Origin of the sequence: Henriciella aquimarina, assembly GCF_002088975.1 — a bacterium.
GTDB classification, from domain to species: Bacteria; Pseudomonadota; Alphaproteobacteria; order Caulobacterales; family Hyphomonadaceae; genus Henriciella; species Henriciella aquimarina.
Genome location: NZ_NCST01000050.1, coordinates 1 through 17148, shown reverse-complemented (window position 1 = coordinate 17148; position 17148 = coordinate 1). Strand labels below are relative to the sequence as shown.

Sequence of the window (17148 nt, the reverse complement as noted above, 5' to 3'; positions counted from 1 at the left end):
CCAGCCGGACTTCCGCATCTATGCGGGCGAGACCTCGACCGAGATCGGCGGAGGCTGGATGCGGAAATCGAAGGCATCGGGACGCGACTATGTCTCGCTCACCCTCGCCGACCCGCAGATCGGACCGCGCCGGATCTTCGCCAACCTTGCCCCGGTCAAGGGCCAGAAAGGCCGGCACGTGATCCTCTGGAACGCGCGCGACTAGCCGGAAACACCGTCGCAAACGAGCCACTCCGGGCATGCAGGCCGGGGTGGCTCTCATTGCAGGGCGCGATGGTTATGCCGGCCGGGCAAGAGCCGCCATGCGCGTTTTGCCTCTCCATTTCGACCTGCTTCCGGCCAGTCTGGTCTCATCGGACGGTGGACTGACGAAAGGAGATCGCAATGGCCGATATTGAACATACGAGCCCCGGCCAGGGGGATGACAGTGAGTTCTTCAGTGTTGAGGAAGCCGCAAGATATCTGCGGCTGACGCGTTCCACGCTGGATCATTATCGCTGCCAGGGCAGGGGGCCGGTCTATCGAAAACACGGCGCCCGCGTCTTCTACACGCGTACAAGCCTCGATACCTGGTCGAACAGGCATACTTATGTCTCGACCTCCGAGCGGATTAAGCCCGAGTCGTGAGGTGGGCCATGGTGAGCGTCACAACGGCTGCCATAGGGCTCACGCTTGCCAGTCACGCACTCCCGGTTCGAAAATACCTTGTCTGGAACCGGACCGGGTCTGCGCCTATCGGGCTTTATCGGCTGAGCGGCGACCAATTCACCCTCGGCCGATGGGGTGCCGTCTCAGCCGATAGCGATGCTGCGAAATGGTCAGCGTCACGAGGTTATGTCGGCGATGGCTGGCCTCTCCTAAAGCGGATCGCCGCGCTTCCCGGCGCAGAAATATGCCGTGAAGATCTCGATATTTTTATCGACGGAAAGCCCGTCGCGAAGGCTTTGTCGCGTGATGCACAGGGACGTAAAATGCCGGAATGGCACGGATGTGTCGTGGTGCAGGACGACGAAATTTTCCTCCTGAATGCGCATCCACGCTCGCTCGACGGGCGGTATTTCGGCGTCACAAAAGTCCGGGATGTGGACGGCGTCGCCGTCCTCGTCTTTTTATGGCCCGGCTGAAAGGCGTGCAAGCGGATGCAAGGCGATGCAAGCGAATACAGGGGAGAGAGGTGCGAACCCGGAAGGGCAAGATAAAGGGCTTGGCGCCAGGCTCCGCCTAACGCCTTGTCTGCACATCGATTTTCAGGTGCCCATTGCGGGCGTTCGAGACGCCCATGGGCCCCGTCTTTGCCTGTTGTCATTGGGAATCTGGCAGGCGCCAGGCTGAAGGAGGCCCAATTGTCAGTCGATGACGAATTCACGCCACGGCTTGGCCGGATCAGGGATCGCGGGCAGGGTGGCGGCAAGCGTTTCTCGAAGCAGCTTCGGAAAACAGCCGCCAGGCTTGGTCGAAAGTCCAGAGGATCGGGCTATACCGGCCGTCAAGTTGGACGGGGATCGGCAACGGCCCGGCAGCTTGAATTTCAGCGCCGGAGACTGGCGGCGTTCCGGATGCGGCGGGTCGTCGTCAAATTCCATATTGCGCGGTCCGGTAAGGGGGGTAGGCTTGGTGCCTTCCGGGCGCACCTTCACTATATACAGCGTGATGGCGTTGAACGGGACGGGCAGGGCGGTGACCTCTACACACGCGATGGCGAGACGCCGCATGGAGATCGCTTTCTAGATCGGAGCGAAACTGACCGCCACCAGTTCCGCATCATCGTGTCACCTGAAGACGGGGTGGCGCTTGGCGACCTGCGGGAGACAACGCGGGCGCTGATGGTGCAGATGGAACGTGATCTCGGCACGCGGCTCGACTGGGTGGCTGTCGACCACCACAATACTGGTCATCCTCACACCCATATTGTGGTGCGTGGAAAGGATGCGCGGGGCCAGGACCTCGTCATCGCGCCGGACTATCTGAAATCCGGCCTCCGCCAGCGCGCGGCGGACCTCGTCACCGAGCGGCTGGGGCCGCGGCGCGATCTCGAGATTGCACGAGCCCGGCATGCGGAGGTTCGGCAGGACAGGCTGACCGCGATCGACCGGGCGATGCTGCACGATGTTGAAGATGGGATCCTGGATGTCTCCGGCACCGCTTCGAGTGAGGCGGAGCGGTTTGAACGCAGCCTCAGGCTTCAGCGGCTCTCGCACTTGCGCCAGCTTGGTCTGGCCAAGCCGGTGGGGGAGGGCGGATGGCGCATGGTTTCAGGTTGGGATCGTGTGCTCGCCGAGATGGGGCAGCGGGGCGATGTGATCCGGACGCTGGCGCACCGGTTCGGCCGGAAGGACGGTCTTGAGCGCCTCACGACCTTTGATGCCCCACGAGCCGAGGGAAGAACGCTGACCGGGACAGTTCTGGCGGTCCTGCCGGATGACGAGTTGCGCGATCGCCGGTCGGTTGTTTTCGAGGATTTTGACGGCCGGAGGTGGCTCATTGGCCTGGGTGAGACCGAACCAGACGCCATTCCGCCGGAAGGCGCGATTGTCGAGGCGGGAGCGAGGACGGCCAGAGCCAGATCCTCCGACCGGGTGATCGCCGGGATCGCCGAAGGCGCTGGCGGACTTTATTCCGAAGACATCCATGCGGGCGCCGATCCCTCATCGACGGCGGCGTTCCGGCATGCCCATGTCAGGCGTCTTGAAGCGCTTCGCCGGGCCGGTCTGGTCGAACGAATGCCGGATGGCGTCTGGACCATACCCGAAGACTATCTCGGCAAGGCGGCACAATTCGAGGGAAGGCGCCAGGGCGGTGTCAGTCTGAGTGTGCGGTCATGGCTTTCGCTTGAGGAGCAGATCAGGCGAGAGGGTGTGACCTGGCTCGATGATGTAGCAGACGGCACGCAGGGCAAACGCCTTATCGCTGCCCGGCAGGCACGGCTTGCCTGGCTGCAGCAGCAGGGATGGCTCGCATCGGACCAGGTGACGCTTGGCGCGGAGGCCCGCAGCCGGCTGTGTCGTCGCGAACAGGACATAGCTGTGGCACGGATCGCGAAGGCTTCAGGACGTTCTGAGGTAACGCTCCAGACGGGTGAGGCAATCTCCGGACGCTATGAGCAGGCCCTGAGCCTGGGGTCTGGGCGCTTCGTGGTTATTGGGAATGCCAAGGCATTTGCGCTGGTCCCATGGCGCGCGGAAATCGAACGTCATCGCGGGCGAGAGCTGGTGGCCAAGCGGACTGCCCAGGGTCTATCCTGGACAATCGGAATGGGCCGACAGAAAGGCCTGTCGCGCTGAGGGCTTGCGAGGCTTTGCATCGGATTGCTTAGCTTGCCCTGGTGTCCGACTGTTCGAGGTGGTCCAACGCATAGGAAGATCAGGCCATCTTCGATTGAACCTGAGAAAGTCTTCATGCGCCCCGGAAAAATCCTGCTCGGCCAGGTGCTGATTGTCTTCATCCTGATCCTTCTGACCCTCTGGGGCGCGACCCAGTGGACAGCCCATGAGTTGGGTTACCAGCCGGCTCTGGGGCGTCCCTGGTTCTTCGCTGGCGAGACGCCGGTCTACAGACCGTGGCGGCTTTTCCAGTGGTGGTATGCCTATGAGGCCTATGCGCCGGATGTGTTCGCGCGCGCGGGACTGATCGCCTCCTCCGGAGGGCTTCTTGGCATATTGGCTGCTGTTATCGGCTCGGTGATCCGCAGCCGGGATGCCGCCAATGTCACGACCTATGGGTCGGCCCGGTGGGCAAAACCGCACGAGCTGAAGCAGCATGGACTGCGCGCGCAAGAAGGCGTGTTTCTCGGCAAGACCAAAAACGCCTATCTCCGTCACGATGGGCCGGACCATGTCATGGCGTTCGCGCCGACCCGGTCCGGCAAGGGGGTTGGCCTGGTCGTACCGACGCTTCTTTCCTGGGCCGGCAGCGCGGTCATTCACGACATCAAGGGCGAGAACTGGGAGCTGACCTCGGGATGGCGGTCCGGCTTCTCGACCTGCATTCGGTTCGACCCCACTGACCGGCGTTCGCCGCGCTACAATCCGCTCCTCGAAGTCCGGCGGAGCGAATGCGAGGTACGCGATGTCCAGAACATTGCGGATATTCTGGTGGATCCGGAAGGCTCGCTCGAGCGCCGCAATCACTGGGAGAAGACCGGTCATGCCCTGCTCGTGGGCGTGATCCTGCACGTCCTCTATGCTGAACAGGACAAGACGCTGTCGGGCTGCGCGAAATTCCTGTCCGATCCCAGCCGGACCTTCACGGCCACGCTGACCCGGATGATGCGTACGAAGCACCTGACCGACGCCAAGGGAAACCGGTCGGTACATCCGGTCGTAGGGCAGGCCGCGCGCGATCTCCTCAACAAGGCCGAGAATGAGCGCTCCGGTGTGTTGTCGACCGCGATGAGCTTTCTGGCGCTTTACCGGGATCCGGTCGTCGCGGCGGTAACATCTGCAAGCGACTGGCGCCTTGCTGATCTTGTAGACGCCGAACGGCCCACTTCGCTCTATCTGGCCTGTCCGCCTTCCGACATGTCGCGGACAAAACCCCTGATGCGCCTGATCCTCAACCAGATCGGCCGGCGGCTAACGGAGGAACTGCCCGATCCCAACCGACGCAAACTCCTCATGATGCTGGATGAGTTTCCGGCGCTCGGACGGCTCGATTTCTTCGAGTCCGCGCTCGCCTTCATGGCGGGTTACGGGATCCGGACGTATCTGATTGCCCAGTCCCTGAACCAGATCGAAAAGGCCTACGGGCCGAACAATTCCATCCTCGACAACTGCCATGTCCGGGTGGCTTTCGCGACCAATGACGAGCGCACGGCCAAGCGCATTTCTGAGTCGCTCGGGACGAAGACGGAGCTCAGGGCCCAGAAGAACTATACCGGACACCGCCTCGCGCCCTGGCTTTCGCACATGATGGTCTCACGCCAGGAAACCCAGCGGCCCCTGATGACCCCGGGCGAGGTGATGCAGCTGCCCGCCAGCGACGAGATTGTCATGGCGTCGGGCGCACCGCCCGTACGGGCGAAGAAACTGCGTTATTTCGAAGATCGCAATTTCACGCGCCGGATCAGGGCGGCGGCGAGCGTCGAGACATGGTCAGGCAATCGGCCAACTGAGTGGTCGAGTCTGCTGCAGGATACTTCAAGCACGCCAAGCGGAGACGCAGCGTCCGGGGACCAGTCGGATGGCGGACTGGAGCGTGCGCCGGACCTTGCGGAACCTCAGGAGCTGAAAACACCTGGGCCGGAACGCGATGCTGAGCTGGCTGTGGAGGACGGGCCCGATCCTGCCGAAGCCCGCCATCTGGAAACCGTCCGGCGTGCCGCTGCGCTGGACCTCGCCGATCCTGACACCTTGCCGGATTTCTGAGCCATGCCCAAGCCACGGATAAACCTTCGTCTTGCCGCTGATATCTATGCCAAGCTTGATGAGGCAACGCAGCGCCCTGGCGTCACAAAGTCAGCCATCATCGAGCGGGCATTGAGGGAGTATTTCTGCCCTGAGCTCAGAATGGGCCTGGAGGAACGCATTCTGGCGCGGCTGGATGCCTTCGACATAAGACAGGGTGAAATCGAACGCGACGCCCGATTTACACTAGAGGCGCTCGGGCAATTCATCTTTTACTGGCTGACACGCACCGACCCCATTCCAGACGGCGAACGGGAGGCGGCGCATGCGCTGGGGCAGAGGCGATTTGACTATTTTATTGAGCAGGTGGCGCGGAAGGCCGACAATGGAAACGGCGTTAATTGGCGTCTATATCGCTCACCAGCAGATGATTGAGTCTCTCGTCCGTCCACAGGCTGCTCTCTGAACTCTGCAATTTCAACCGCTCAGGGAAGACGTGCAAGTGTCTCAACGAGGAAATCGGACATTGCTCGGTTTCTTGTGAGACCAGCGACATCTTCGTGGATTGCGAGCCAGAAGGTCCGCGTGACGCAGATATCGTCTGGAAGGAGATTGACCAGTCCTGGAAAGCGATCCGCCATAAAGGTCGGGAGAATGCCGAGCCCGGCCCCCGCCGAGACCATTTCCACCTGGGCGACGATACTGGGGCTGCAGAGTTGCGGGGTCAGGCCGGGGAGCAGCTCGTCGAAATAGTGAAGTTGCGCGGAATAGATGAGATCGTCGACATATCCAATGAGCGTGTGCGCCTGCAGGTCGTCGCGCGACCGGATCTGCGAATGATCGGCGAGATATCTCGCGGTGCCATAGAGATGCAAAGAATAGTCCGTCAGTTTTCTCACCTTGAGGCGCCCGGTCGAAGGTCGCGCCAGCAGGATCGACATGTCAGCCTGGCGTTTGGGGACGCTCACAAAGCCCGACAAGGCGATGAGATCGATATCGATTTTCGGATGGACCTGTTTGAACCGGCCGAGCGCTGGTGCAATCACCGTTGAACCGAGCCCTTCGGTGACGCCGAGCCGAATTCGGCCCTCCGCACTTTGCTCGGTTGTGCTTTCGGCCAGGATGTCGAGCGATGCGGTTTCCATGGCTTCGACGCGCGCGACGAGCTTTTCGCCCGCAACGGTCAGAACATGTCCGCGCCGGGTCCGCTCGAACAGGGTGACGCCCAGGTCCTGTTCGAGCCGCTTGATTCTTCTGCTTATTGTCGTGGCGTCGAGATGGGTCTGGGCCGCTGCATCGTCGAGCTTTCGCCGGCGGCTGACGTCCAGAAACAGTTTGAGATCGTCCCAGTTCACGCTGCTATATTCGCCTGCGTTTTTGCAGATGCAAGCTGCAATCGTTCCTGTTTACCAGCAATTGTTCAGTCTGTATGGTCCGCAGCAGAGAACATGGGAGTCTTCCGAATGCGTCGCGTGCACCACTTTATTGCCGGCAAGTCAGTCGAGGGCCAGTCTGGCCGGTTCGGCGATATCTACAATCCGAATACGGGTGAGGTTCAGGCGAAGGTCGACCTGGCGAGCGAAGATGAACTGGATCGCGCTGTCGAAGCCGCAAGCCGGGCGCTTCCCGAATGGGCAGCGACAAATCCGCAGCGCCGGGCGCGTATCCTGTTCAAGTTCAAGGATCTGCTCGAGCAGAATATCGACGAGCTGGCCGAGCTGCTGTCATCGGAACATGGCAAGGTCGTTGCGGACTCCAGGGGCGATGTGCAGCGCGGTATTGATGTGGTTGAGTTCGCCTGCGGCATCCCGCACCTGCAGAAAGGCGAATATACCGAGGGCGCCGGCCCCGGCATCGACGTCTATTCGATGCGCCAGCCACTTGGTGTGGTCGCCGGTATCACGCCGTTCAACTTCCCGGCGATGATCCCGTGCTGGATGTTTGCAGTCGCGATCGCCTGCGGGAACACCTTCATCCTGAAGCCGTCAGAGAAGGACCCTTCTGTGCCGGTGCGGCTGGCTGAACTGTTCATGGAAGCAGGCGCGCCCGAGGGTGTGCTGAACGTCGTGCATGGCGACAAGACCGCCGTGGACGCCATCCTCAAGCATCCCGATATCAAGGCCGTTAGCTTCGTCGGCTCGTCCGATATCGCACAATATGTCTATTCAACCGGCACGGCGCACGGAAAACGCGTGCAGGCCATGGGCGGGGCGAAGAACCACGGCATCATCATGCCGGATGCCAATCTTGAGCAGGCGGTGAAGGACATTGTGGGCGCGGCGTATGGCTCTGCCGGCGAGCGCTGCATGGCGCTGCCTGTGGCGGTGACCGTCGGCAAGAAGACGGGCGACGAGTTTGTCGAGCGGATGCTGGACGCCGCGCAGAACCTCAAGGTCGGCATTTCGACCGACAAGGACGCGCACTACGGTCCCGTCGTTTCGGCGGCCCACAAGGCCAAGGTCGAGGACTATATCCGCATGGGCGTCGAGGAAGGCGCTGACCTGAAGCTCGATGGCCGCGGCCTTGAACTGCAGGGACATGAGAACGGCTTTTTCGTCGGGCCGAGCCTGTTCGATCATGTGAAACCGGAGATGAAAACCTATAAGGAAGAAATCTTCGGCCCCGTCCTGCAGGTGCTGCGCGCCGAGTCGCTGGAAGAGGCGGCCGCGCTGCCGAGTAATCACCAGTACGGCAATGGCGTTGCGATCTTCACCTCTAACGGCCGCGCAGCTCGCGAATTCGCCGCGCAGGTCAATGTCGGCATGGTCGGTATCAATGTGCCGATCCCGGTGCCGGTCAGCTATCACACCTTTGGCGGCTGGAAGCGCTCGGCATTTGGCGATACCAACCAGCACGGCCCGGAAGGGGTGAAGTTCTGGACCAAGATCAAGACCGTCACCCAGCGCTGGCCGGAAGGCGATATCGGCGACCAGGCTTTCATCATACCGACGATGCAGTAAGCGCCATGGCAGATTACAAGACGATCAAATTCGAGACACAGGGCCGCATTGCGGTCGTGACGCTCAACCGCCCTGATGCGCTGAACGCGCTCAATGCGGAAGTCATGTCAGAGGTCGCGGCCGTTTTTGCCGGGATCGACAGGGACAGGAATATCGCTGTCAGCGTTCTGACGGGCGAGGGGAGGGCCTTTGCCGCCGGCGCTGATATCAAGGAGATGCAGCCGCAAAGCTTCTCCGACATGTATGTTGAGGACTATTTCGCCGAATGGGACAGGTTCGCAGCATGCCGTAAGCCTGTGATCGCGGCGGTGAACGGCTTTGCGCTGGGCGGCGGCTGTGAGCTTGCCATGATGTGCGACCTTGTCATCGCGTCGGACAAGGCCAAGTTCGGCCAGCCTGAGATCAAGCTCGGCGTGACCCCTGGCATGGGTGGCTCCGTCCGGCTGACCAGGGCCATCGGCAAGGCCAAGGCAATGGACCTGGTTCTTACCGGCCGGATGATCGATGGCGAAGAAGCGGACCGGATCGGTCTTGTCAGCCGTGTGGTGTCTCACGACGACTTGTTGAAAACCGCCATGAAGGCGGCCGAGACAATTGCCGGCTATTCTATCCCGTCGCTCATGGCGGCCAAGGAAATGGTGTCGCGAGCGCTGGAACTGCCGACAACGGAAGGCGTGAAGTTCGAACGCCGCCTATTCCAGGGCCTGTTCGGCACCAGGGATCAGAAAGAGGGGATGGCGGCCTTCGCTGAAAAGCGCTCGCCGGATTTCAAGGATGCGTAGCTCCCGTGAGCTGCACATGCCCGGCCTCGCTCTCCTCCGGGCGTTTCTGGGTGACCTGGGGCGCCCGCATTAGCTTTTCTTTTTGGCGGGCGCCCAATTTTTTAACAACATGATGAACCTCACTGCAGAACAGACGATGATTTCGGAGATGGTGAAAGAGACGGGATTACTGGGAAGTGAGGCCGATCAGCCTGACATCATCGACCTGAGCTGTATGGACAGTATCAACCATCCCATGGCTACCAGGAGTGGCCGGATGTCAGATATCGAGTGTCGCTAAGCGTGATTGAAAATACCTGCGCCGCCGAAACCGCATGGGTGTTGATGCCAAAGCAGGCTTTGATGATTGCCCTGCGCAATAATTTTCAAGGGAGTTATCGAATTGTCTGAGGCCTACATTATCGAATCTGCTCGCACAGCAGGGGGGCGTCGTGGTGGCGCACTTTCAGGATGGCATCCTGCCGACATGGCGGGGGAAGTCCTGAACGCCTTGGTTGACCGCGCTGGGGTTGATCCCGGGCTGATCGAAGACGTGATCATGGGGTGCGTTAGTCAAGCGGGAGAGCAGTCCACGGCATTGGGCCGCAATGCCGTACTCGCATCGAAATTTCCACAGAGTGTACCAGCGGTAACAATAGACCGTCAATGCGGATCCTCGCAGCAGGCCCTTCAGTTCGCCGCTCAAGCCGTTATGTCCGGTACCCAGGATATGGTGATCGCAGCAGGCGTTGAGAGCATGTCCCGGGTGCCGATGTACTCGGCTATCGATCTCTATGCAAAGGCGGGGATGGGAGAGGGGCCGTGGAGCGCCCGCATTCAGCACAAATATGGCGTTACAGAGTTCAGTCAGTTTCGTGGCGCACAGATGATTGCAGATAAGTATGGGTTTACCAAGGACGATATGGACAGGTTTGCGCTGGAGAGCCATCGGCGTGCGGCGCAGGCAACAGAATCTGGACTGTTCGATTCAGAAATTGTTCCTTTGGAGCTTTTAGCTAGCCCAGACGCTGGGTGGCATTTGAAAGATGAGGGTATTCGATATGACGCCACTCTGGAAAGCATTGGCTCAGTAGCGCCGTTGACAGATGGAGGAAGCCTTACGGCTGCAAATGCAAGCCAGATTTGTGATGGTGCGTCGGGCGTGCTGATTGCAGGCGAGAAGGCTGTAAAGGCATATGGACTCCAGCCGAGGGCCAGAATCGTTGGCATGCTGGTGACAGCCGGGGACCCTGTCATCATGCTTGAAGAGCCTGTTTTTGCGACACAAAAGGCACTTGATCGTCAAGGACTATCACTTTCCAGCATTGACCTTTACGAAGTGAATGAAGCGTTTGCCTCGGTTCCTTTGGCGTGGCTCGAAACACTTGACGCGGACCCAGAGAAATTAAACGTCAATGGGGGCGCAATTGCCCTTGGCCATCCGCTCGGCGCCACTGGTACCAAGTTGATGACTACACTCGTTCACGCTCTCCATGCGCGCGGTCTGCGGTATGGACTTCAAACCATGTGCGAAGGCGGTGGCATGGCAAATGTGACGATTGTAGAAGCGCTTTGAACAGTCGCATCTGTAGTGCTGGCAGGGTAAGACGGCCTCACCGCCATCATGCGGCTGTCATGTTAGCGAGAAGTCATATGACGCGAGCGCTGCGCGCCCGGCTTCCGCGGTGTGAAAAGGAAAAATCGGATCCGAGCGGCCATGACACAAGAAGAAGCGGCCGGCGCCGGTGAGAAGGCGTCGGACGATATTGATCGCTCATATGCAGCATCAGCCTCGCTGACGCGATCGCCGTCTTTAGCGTTTGCCACATTAGCCACGTCTATATCCGCGTTTCCGAAAACACTAAGATGATCCGTTTCGGTAACTTCAGAGGGCGTGATCAGCTCGAAAACTGTGCCGGGCCTACTGCCTCATCCCGCCAGCCGGATTGATGCTTCACGAAATCGCAACATTCTAGCCGGCTTGAGTGTAAAGCGACGAATTGCCCGATAGCGCGTGTGGTGAGCGGCTTACCGAGTTCGAAGAGCGGAACGCAGCTTTACCGGGGCGCATCCGTCACCGCATGTAAGGATCCACTGGAAGCCAGCGATGCCGAACAGCACGGAGCCATCGTCAAGATCCAGTGGCAAAAGCGTGAGGTGGTTGTCCCCCGGCTAGGCATCTGGCCAATCCAGTAAATGCCATGCTTGCGCCAAACCCGCCTATGTGCAAAACAAATGTATTAAATTTGACTGCAGTCGCACGACAAAGCGTTTGGTGCTGCTTTTATTGAGAAAAAATGCCTTCGCATGGCGGGAGGGAGAGGTTTAATGAAAGCTGCTGTTCTGGAAGCAAGAGGGGCCGAAGGCCTCAAGGTGATCGACGTTCCAGACCCGGTGCGTGCACCTGGCGAGGCGGTCATGAAGGTGCATGCTAGTTCTCTCAACAGAGTCGATATTTATATGCGGGATGTGGGGCAGGGCATCTCCCATGCACTTCCTATTATCCTTGGCGTGGATGGCGTCGGTGAGATTGTCGAGTGCGACAGGGAAAGCCCGTTGAGAGCCGGTCAGAGGGTCATGCTTTTCGCGACGAATTTCTGCAGGCGCTGCGACTACTGTCTTTCCGGAGACCAACCGCTTTGTATCCATGCCAGAATAGCCGGCGAACACCGCAATGGTTGTTATGCCGAGTACGTGTCTATGCCAGACTACTGCTTTCTTTCTCTGCCGGATAACCTCTCTTACGAGCACGCGGGTGTCCTACCTGCAGCGTATGTTACGGCTTATCGGATGCTGTTCGGCAAACGCTGTCTCGAGCCTGGAGAAACTGTGCTGGTGGTTGGGGCGGGCGGGGGCGTTGCGGTTGCCTGCATTCAGCTTGCAAAGCTTGCAGGGGCGCACGTCTTCGTCACGACATCCAGTTCGGAAAAGTTAAAAAAGGCAATCGCAGCCGGCGCCGACGATGGTGTTGATTACACGTCGGAAGCCGTGAGTGCTCGTATACTCGAACTGACAGCGGGTCGAGGTGTAGATATGGTTGTGGACAGCGTCGGAGAAGCCAGCTGGAGCGAGTCGCTAAGGTCCCTGCGAAGGGGGGGGCGGATCGTTACGTGTGGGGCAACCACCGGGGGCAACCCGTCAGCTGAACTCCAGCGGATGTTTATCCGTCAGCTCGAACTTTACGGGTCTACGGGAGGGAGCCTGAATGAAGCGAGAAAACTACTTTCCCTAGCGGGTTCAAGGGAGATCGAGCCCGTGATCGACAGCCGGTTTTCCCTTGATGAGATCGGTGCAGCGTTCGAGAGGCTACAAGCCCCCGATAGATTTGGAAAAGTCGCCCTCTGTGTCGGCGGACAGACCGGTTGAAATAATGTGGGCTGGATAGCTCAGCACCGATCTCATAGCGAAAGAGCCCTGAGGCTGACTGACTGTTTCCACGGTTGCGTGGACGGTGGGCGAGAAAAGGACACGACGCTGACCGGAATGACCGAACACTCTTTTTTCGCCGGGAGGTGATCTGGGCGCTTTGGGACAAGACGGCCCGAACGAGCAGCGAACATTGTGGTGCGCCAGCGCCCATTTTTAGGCTTTCAATTTTGTTGAAGGGGTCATTGTTCGGAATGTCACTGGCCGAAGGATTTGGAAGTGGGCAGTCTGCAGGTGATCGGTTGAGAGAAGAAAGGACTTCTTGCCAGGGGAGGCAAACGGCATGACGAGAAAATCCCATCTTCAGGACATCATCTTGTGCAGGGCTTTGCGTTGGGCCAAGTATGAGTAAATTAGCGGGCAAAGTTGCTGTGGTCACGGGCGGGGCCGGGGGAATGGGACGAGCTCATGCGTTGCGTCTGGCTTCGCTGGGAGCAGACATAGCCATCGTAGACATTGATCTCGACATTGCGTCAAAATACGCAGAAGCACTTGCCGCAGACACTGTGCAGCATGAAATCGAGTCGCTCGGCGTGCGCGCGATCAGCGTGGAAGCAGATTTGTCCGTTGAAACTGAAGCGAGAGATGCGGTCGATAAGATTGCCTCAGAATTTGGCCGTATCGACTTTTTGATAAACAATGCCGGCGGGGCAATAACGTCTATTGATCGAAGCTCAGCAGTAACCTCATCAGCGGAAGATCGCGCAGTCTTGTTTGCTGCGAATTTCGAGACCACCGTGAACATGTGTCAGTCATGTGCCCCCTTCTTGACGCGACAGGGCGGCGCAATCGTGAATATCTCGACCATTGGAGCTTTCGCAGACGACTTGGCGGGGCGTCTGGCGATGTATGGTGCCGCAAAGGCGGCGGTTGAAAAATATTCGCGCTCCCTTGCCGTGGAGCTTGGGCCATCCCGTGTGCGGGTCAATTGTATTGCGCCTGGTCTCATCGAGACTCCGCGCGTGAAGGCCTTGGCCGAAAGTCGTAACCTCGCAACAGCAGCGCAGGCAAACTCAATTCCCCTTCGCCGCCTCGGTCAGATTGAGGATGTCGTCGGTGTCATGGAATTCCTGGTCAGCGACCACTCAGCATACATCACGGGCGAAAGTATAAAGGTGGCGGGTGGCCACACGCTTGTCGCACCTTAGCGGTACGCGTCATTAGCATTTATTGGAGAAACATAATGTCGAAGTCGGAAACCGTCTCACAGCATGCGCGAGACGTGGCTGAATGCTGGATCATGGGAGATGTGAACAAAGACAAGGCTGCTAAGCTGAAGGTGGTGGCGGATGACATGGTGCTGGAGATACCTTTCAATGAATCCGGAAGAACTGAGGAAGGCGCCTTCCGGCGATACAGTGGCAAGCGGGAGGTTGTCGAATTCATTGATGCCGCTTTTGCTGCCGAGAAATCAGTTCGCCTTGTCAGCGCCGAGTATGTTGTATCTGAAGATGGGCGAACCGTTTTCGTGGAAGCAAGGGGCGAGGTCGAAATGATATCGGGAAAGATGTACAGGAATCGTTATGTGCTTCGGTTCGATGTGGATGGCGGCAAAATCAAGTGTCTGCGTGAATTCTACAATCCAATTACATCTGCAGTAGCGTTTGGTCGCCAGATTGCGGGTCAGGTAACGCTTGACTCCCTTTGAAGGATTTCGGCGAAGGGCATCACAATGACGCAGCTATTGTTTGACGGGAAAGTTGCTGTTGTAACCGGGGCGGCAAGCGGCTTGGGGTTGAGCCACGCAAGGGCGCTCGCTGAGCGGGGCGCGCGCGTTCTACTTAACGATATTGCGCGACGTAATGAAGAAAGTGCAGCAGAAACTGAAGCCGCCCTGTTGCGATCCGAAGGATACGAAGCTCATGCCTGCCATGCGAGTGTCGGAGATGAGGCTCAGGCGGAGGCCATAATCCAGCACGCAGTGGATCGATGGGGCCGTATCGATCTCCTAGTCAACAATGCCGGAAATTCAATCGCGGGCAGGATCCAGGACGTCAGAACAGAGGATTTGCGCACAGTCCTGGAGGTCCACCTCATGGGAATGTTCTGGACGATGCGTGCGGCGCTCCAGCATATGCGAGAACAAAACTATGGTCGTATCGTGAATACCGCGTCTGCCCTAGGAGCTTTCGGTGCTCCAGACGCTTTGCCTTACGTAACCGCGAAAGCGGCCATTATCGGACTGAGCCGCGCCGCCTCGCTCGACAACCGCGACCGAGATATTCGTATCAACACCATATGCCCAGTTGCGTATACGCCCATGGCGAAACCGTATTTCGACACGCATCCCGAGCTCGATACGCGCCGTCTGGATGTGTCGGCTGTTTCTCCTGCGGTCGTTTATCTGGCGCATGAAAGCTGTGAGCTTAATGGAGAGGTGTTAAGCGTTGCTGCAGGTCGAGTGGCGCGCATATTTACGGCAACGGTTCCGGGATTCGTTGCGTCATCGCTGACGGCTGAAGACCTTGCTCGGAATTTTGGTGTTGTAATGGATACCGTTGAGTATTCCATTCCGGATAGCTCGATAGACCAATATCAGCTTCAGCCAAAATCTTAGTTCAGCTCCAACCTATGTAACGTCACAGGCGGTTTGTATCGTGCATCCTCGTGCCGACGCGGTCTGCGCAACCAACCGGGGTGGCGCGGCATGTAACATGCGTCAAAAAGATTTGGAGATTTCGAGTGACTCCAAGTAAATCAACAGTTTTAATCAGGGCAATGGCCTGTAGCGCCCTCGTTCAGCCGGCGTAAGTCGCAAAATGAGAAATGCTGGATTTTCGAGCCTCCACGAGAGCTGGAGATAGTAGTAAGGGAATGGGGACATGGCGATCTCGATATCCACCCTGAGGCGGGTCACCTGCGTGGTGCCGGACAGTGGTCTGGCCATCAACTATCTCGAAAATTTGTTTCAAGCACGGCGCCTGCGAAATGTGCCAACCCACATTAATTCAGCCATGTCCCTCCGCTTGGCGCATGTCGGCCTTGGGGATCTTGTCATTGAATTGGTCGAGCCGCTATCGCCGAATAGTTTCTGGAAATCGCGCCTTGAGGAAGACGGGGCGCATGTCGTGAGCCTTGCCTATGGCACCGACGACATGGAACAGCTAATCGCAGATCTCTCGGCCGAGCGCCTGGACCTTTTGGAGGCAGAGAATGATGCGGTTTGGTGCAAGTGCCGCCACATAACTGGCTTTGACCTCGTTCTGGAGCCTTGGAACAAGAATCGCCCAGAACAGAAACCTGGGGGCTGGGGCGATGTTTCTCCCATGCTGCATGTTGAAATCACACATCCAGACATTGCCGAAGCGGGTAGGTGGCTGGAAAAACTGTTCGGCTCTCAGCGGGTCGAGAAAGCATTCTCAGAATTTCTTGCTGGAATAACGGCAGGGAGAATGGACATAAAGCATTTCAGCCTCGGTGATGCGGTCTTGCAGTATATCGAGCCGAGACATGATGCAGGGCCATGGTGGGATTTGCTCCAGCGTGCTGGTCCGAGTGTTCATAATATCACTTGGCTTGTGGACGATATGCCGGCGGTTGCAAAAGCGAGTGATGCTGCTGGCACAAAAGACCTGCGGTATTTTGAGTTCGACTATTCTCCACTGTTCGGCGAAGAAAACAGGATTGGGGACAAAACAGTTGGGCGTATCATTGATTGCGCGCATCTCCTTGGATTTCATCTGGAGCTGAGTGAGCGGCAGGCGCGTAACATCAGCGACTTCATGTTCAAGGCGGTTTAGATAAGGCGGTGAGTGTTGGATTCTCTACACAACACGCCGCTAGGGAGAAGAGCAAATGAGCGCTTGGACAATCGAAATTGAAGGCAATGTCGGAATCGTCACTTTTTGTCGACCTCCCAGAAATTTCATGAGCTTCGAAGCTCTGGGCGCCCTGTCTGATATCCTAAATGATTTTGCGTCACGAAAAGATGTTTCCGTTATTATTTTGGCAAGTTCGCTGGAAAAGTACTTTGTATCGCACGCTGATCTGGAGGATCTCGAACGGGTTGTCAGTGGCGATCCAGTGGTCGGCGAACGCTCCGCCTGGCGCACTACGCCGACATTAATTGAGGCCATACCCCAGCCAGTCATTGCGGCAGTCAATGGCCAAGCATGGGGTGGGGGCACCGAGCTATCCCTGGCATGTTCATTAAGAGTTGCAAGTCCCAACGCGACATTTGGATTGCCGGAAATTGCTGTCGGTATGGTTCCTGGAGCTGGAGGGACTCAGCGATTGCCCAGACTCATAGGCTCTGGTCGCGCATTGGAACTCATTCTCAGTGGACGAAAAGTCGGTGCTGAAGAGGCTCTGAGGATCGGTCTCGTAAATGCCGTTCTGAACCGCGCCGGGTTTGCCGGAGGCCATTTTCATTGAGAGAGTGGTTTTATGACAGACAGGAAGCAGAGACATCCTTACTCGCCAGAGGTGCGTGAGCGAGCCATTCGGATGGTGATGGAGCATGGCGGGGAGTACCCGTCGCAATGGGCAGCGATCGTCTCGATTGCCGGCAAGATCGGGTGCGTGCCGCAGACGCTGCATGGCTGGGTGGCGCAGGCCGAGCGGGATGCCGGCAAGCGGGCGGGACCAAGCACCGAAGAGCGCGAGCGGATCAAGATGCTTGAGCGCGAAGTGAAGGAGCTTCGCCAGGCGAACGAGATT

General features: G+C 58.4%; 18 protein-coding genes. 16 read left to right on the top strand and 2 right to left on the bottom strand.

What is annotated here, in order from left to right; all coding sequences use genetic code 11:
- From B8784_RS07850 to B8784_RS07840, 3 genes are all read left to right on the top strand, one after another.
- Positions 1–205 (top strand): DUF736 domain-containing protein (locus B8784_RS07850; RefSeq protein ID WP_143435360.1); only part of this gene is annotated, 205 nt, incomplete at its 5' end.
- A gap of 179 nt (positions 206–384) precedes the next feature.
- Entirely contained in the window at positions 385–627 is a 243-nt protein-coding gene (locus B8784_RS07845; protein ID WP_084397160.1) for a helix-turn-helix domain-containing protein, read from the top strand.
- Positions 628–635: 8 nt separating this feature from the next.
- The gene (locus B8784_RS07840) at positions 636–1124 is read left to right on the top strand and encodes a S26 family signal peptidase (RefSeq protein WP_084397227.1); all 489 of its coding nucleotides are present in this window, start codon (positions 636–638) and stop codon (positions 1122–1124) included.
- Between the two features lie 222 nt (positions 1125–1346).
- Here B8784_RS07840 and B8784_RS21585 read toward each other — a convergent pair whose 3' ends face one another.
- The gene (locus tag B8784_RS21585) at positions 1347–1712 is read right to left on the bottom strand and encodes a hypothetical protein (RefSeq protein WP_158085631.1); all 366 of its coding nucleotides are present in this window, start codon (positions 1710–1712) and stop codon (positions 1347–1349) included.
- A gap of 54 nt (positions 1713–1766) precedes the next feature.
- Here B8784_RS21585 and B8784_RS07835 point away from each other — a divergent pair, with 54 nt between their 5' ends.
- From B8784_RS07835 to B8784_RS07825, 3 genes are all read left to right on the top strand, one after another.
- Positions 1767–3281 carry a DUF3363 domain-containing protein gene (locus B8784_RS07835; RefSeq protein ID WP_158085630.1) on the top strand — a complete coding sequence of 505 codons (1515 nt, stop codon included), beginning with the start codon at positions 1767–1769 and terminating at the stop codon, positions 3279–3281.
- A gap of 114 nt (positions 3282–3395) precedes the next feature.
- Positions 3396–5363: a conjugal transfer protein TraG gene (locus B8784_RS07830; RefSeq protein ID WP_084397155.1), complete on the top strand. Its 1968-nt coding sequence runs from the start codon at positions 3396–3398 to the stop codon at positions 5361–5363.
- 3 nt (positions 5364–5366) lie between these two features.
- On the top strand, positions 5367–5777 hold the full coding sequence (locus B8784_RS07825; protein ID WP_084397153.1) for a ribbon-helix-helix domain-containing protein: 411 nt from the start codon (positions 5367–5369) through the stop codon (positions 5775–5777).
- Positions 5778–5827: 50 nt separating this feature from the next.
- Here the strand turns inward: B8784_RS07825 and B8784_RS07820 are convergent, their stop codons facing one another.
- Positions 5828–6697: a LysR family transcriptional regulator gene (locus B8784_RS07820; RefSeq protein ID WP_084397150.1), complete on the bottom strand. Its 870-nt coding sequence runs from the start codon at positions 6695–6697 to the stop codon at positions 5828–5830.
- A 108-nt stretch (positions 6698–6805) separates the two neighbouring features.
- On the opposite strand from B8784_RS07820, the gene B8784_RS07815 reads away from it, so the two are divergent.
- The 10 genes from B8784_RS07815 to B8784_RS07770 all read left to right on the top strand — a co-directional run.
- Positions 6806–8302, top strand: coding sequence for a CoA-acylating methylmalonate-semialdehyde dehydrogenase (locus B8784_RS07815; RefSeq protein WP_084397148.1), 1497 nt, complete (start codon positions 6806–6808; stop codon positions 8300–8302).
- A gap of 5 nt (positions 8303–8307) precedes the next feature.
- Positions 8308–9084: an enoyl-CoA hydratase-related protein gene (locus B8784_RS07810; protein ID WP_084397146.1), complete on the top strand. Its 777-nt coding sequence runs from the start codon at positions 8308–8310 to the stop codon at positions 9082–9084.
- A 382-nt stretch (positions 9085–9466) separates the two neighbouring features.
- Positions 9467–10639: an acetyl-CoA C-acetyltransferase gene (locus B8784_RS07805; RefSeq protein ID WP_084397162.1), complete on the top strand. Its 1173-nt coding sequence runs from the start codon at positions 9467–9469 to the stop codon at positions 10637–10639.
- Positions 10640–11391: 752 nt separating this feature from the next.
- Positions 11392–12429 (top strand): zinc-binding dehydrogenase, encoded by a 1038-nt coding sequence (locus tag B8784_RS07800; protein ID WP_158085629.1) that lies wholly within the window; start codon positions 11392–11394, stop codon positions 12427–12429.
- A gap of 404 nt (positions 12430–12833) precedes the next feature.
- On the top strand, positions 12834–13637 hold the full coding sequence (locus B8784_RS07795) for an SDR family NAD(P)-dependent oxidoreductase (protein ID WP_084397141.1): 804 nt from the start codon (positions 12834–12836) through the stop codon (positions 13635–13637).
- 35 nt (positions 13638–13672) lie between these two features.
- The gene (locus tag B8784_RS07790) at positions 13673–14137 is read left to right on the top strand and encodes a nuclear transport factor 2 family protein (RefSeq protein WP_084397139.1); all 465 of its coding nucleotides are present in this window, start codon (positions 13673–13675) and stop codon (positions 14135–14137) included.
- 24 nt (positions 14138–14161) lie between these two features.
- Positions 14162–15046 carry an SDR family NAD(P)-dependent oxidoreductase gene (locus tag B8784_RS07785; protein WP_084397137.1) on the top strand — a complete coding sequence of 295 codons (885 nt, stop codon included), beginning with the start codon at positions 14162–14164 and terminating at the stop codon, positions 15044–15046.
- 265 nt (positions 15047–15311) lie between these two features.
- Positions 15312–16229 (top strand): VOC family protein, encoded by a 918-nt coding sequence (locus B8784_RS07780; RefSeq protein ID WP_084397134.1) that lies wholly within the window; start codon positions 15312–15314, stop codon positions 16227–16229.
- A gap of 55 nt (positions 16230–16284) precedes the next feature.
- Positions 16285–16863: an enoyl-CoA hydratase/isomerase family protein gene (locus B8784_RS07775; RefSeq protein WP_084397132.1), complete on the top strand. Its 579-nt coding sequence runs from the start codon at positions 16285–16287 to the stop codon at positions 16861–16863.
- A 12-nt stretch (positions 16864–16875) separates the two neighbouring features.
- Positions 16876–17148, top strand: a 273-nt coding sequence (locus B8784_RS07770) for a transposase (RefSeq protein ID WP_143435342.1), incomplete at its 3' end; no start/stop codon positions are given.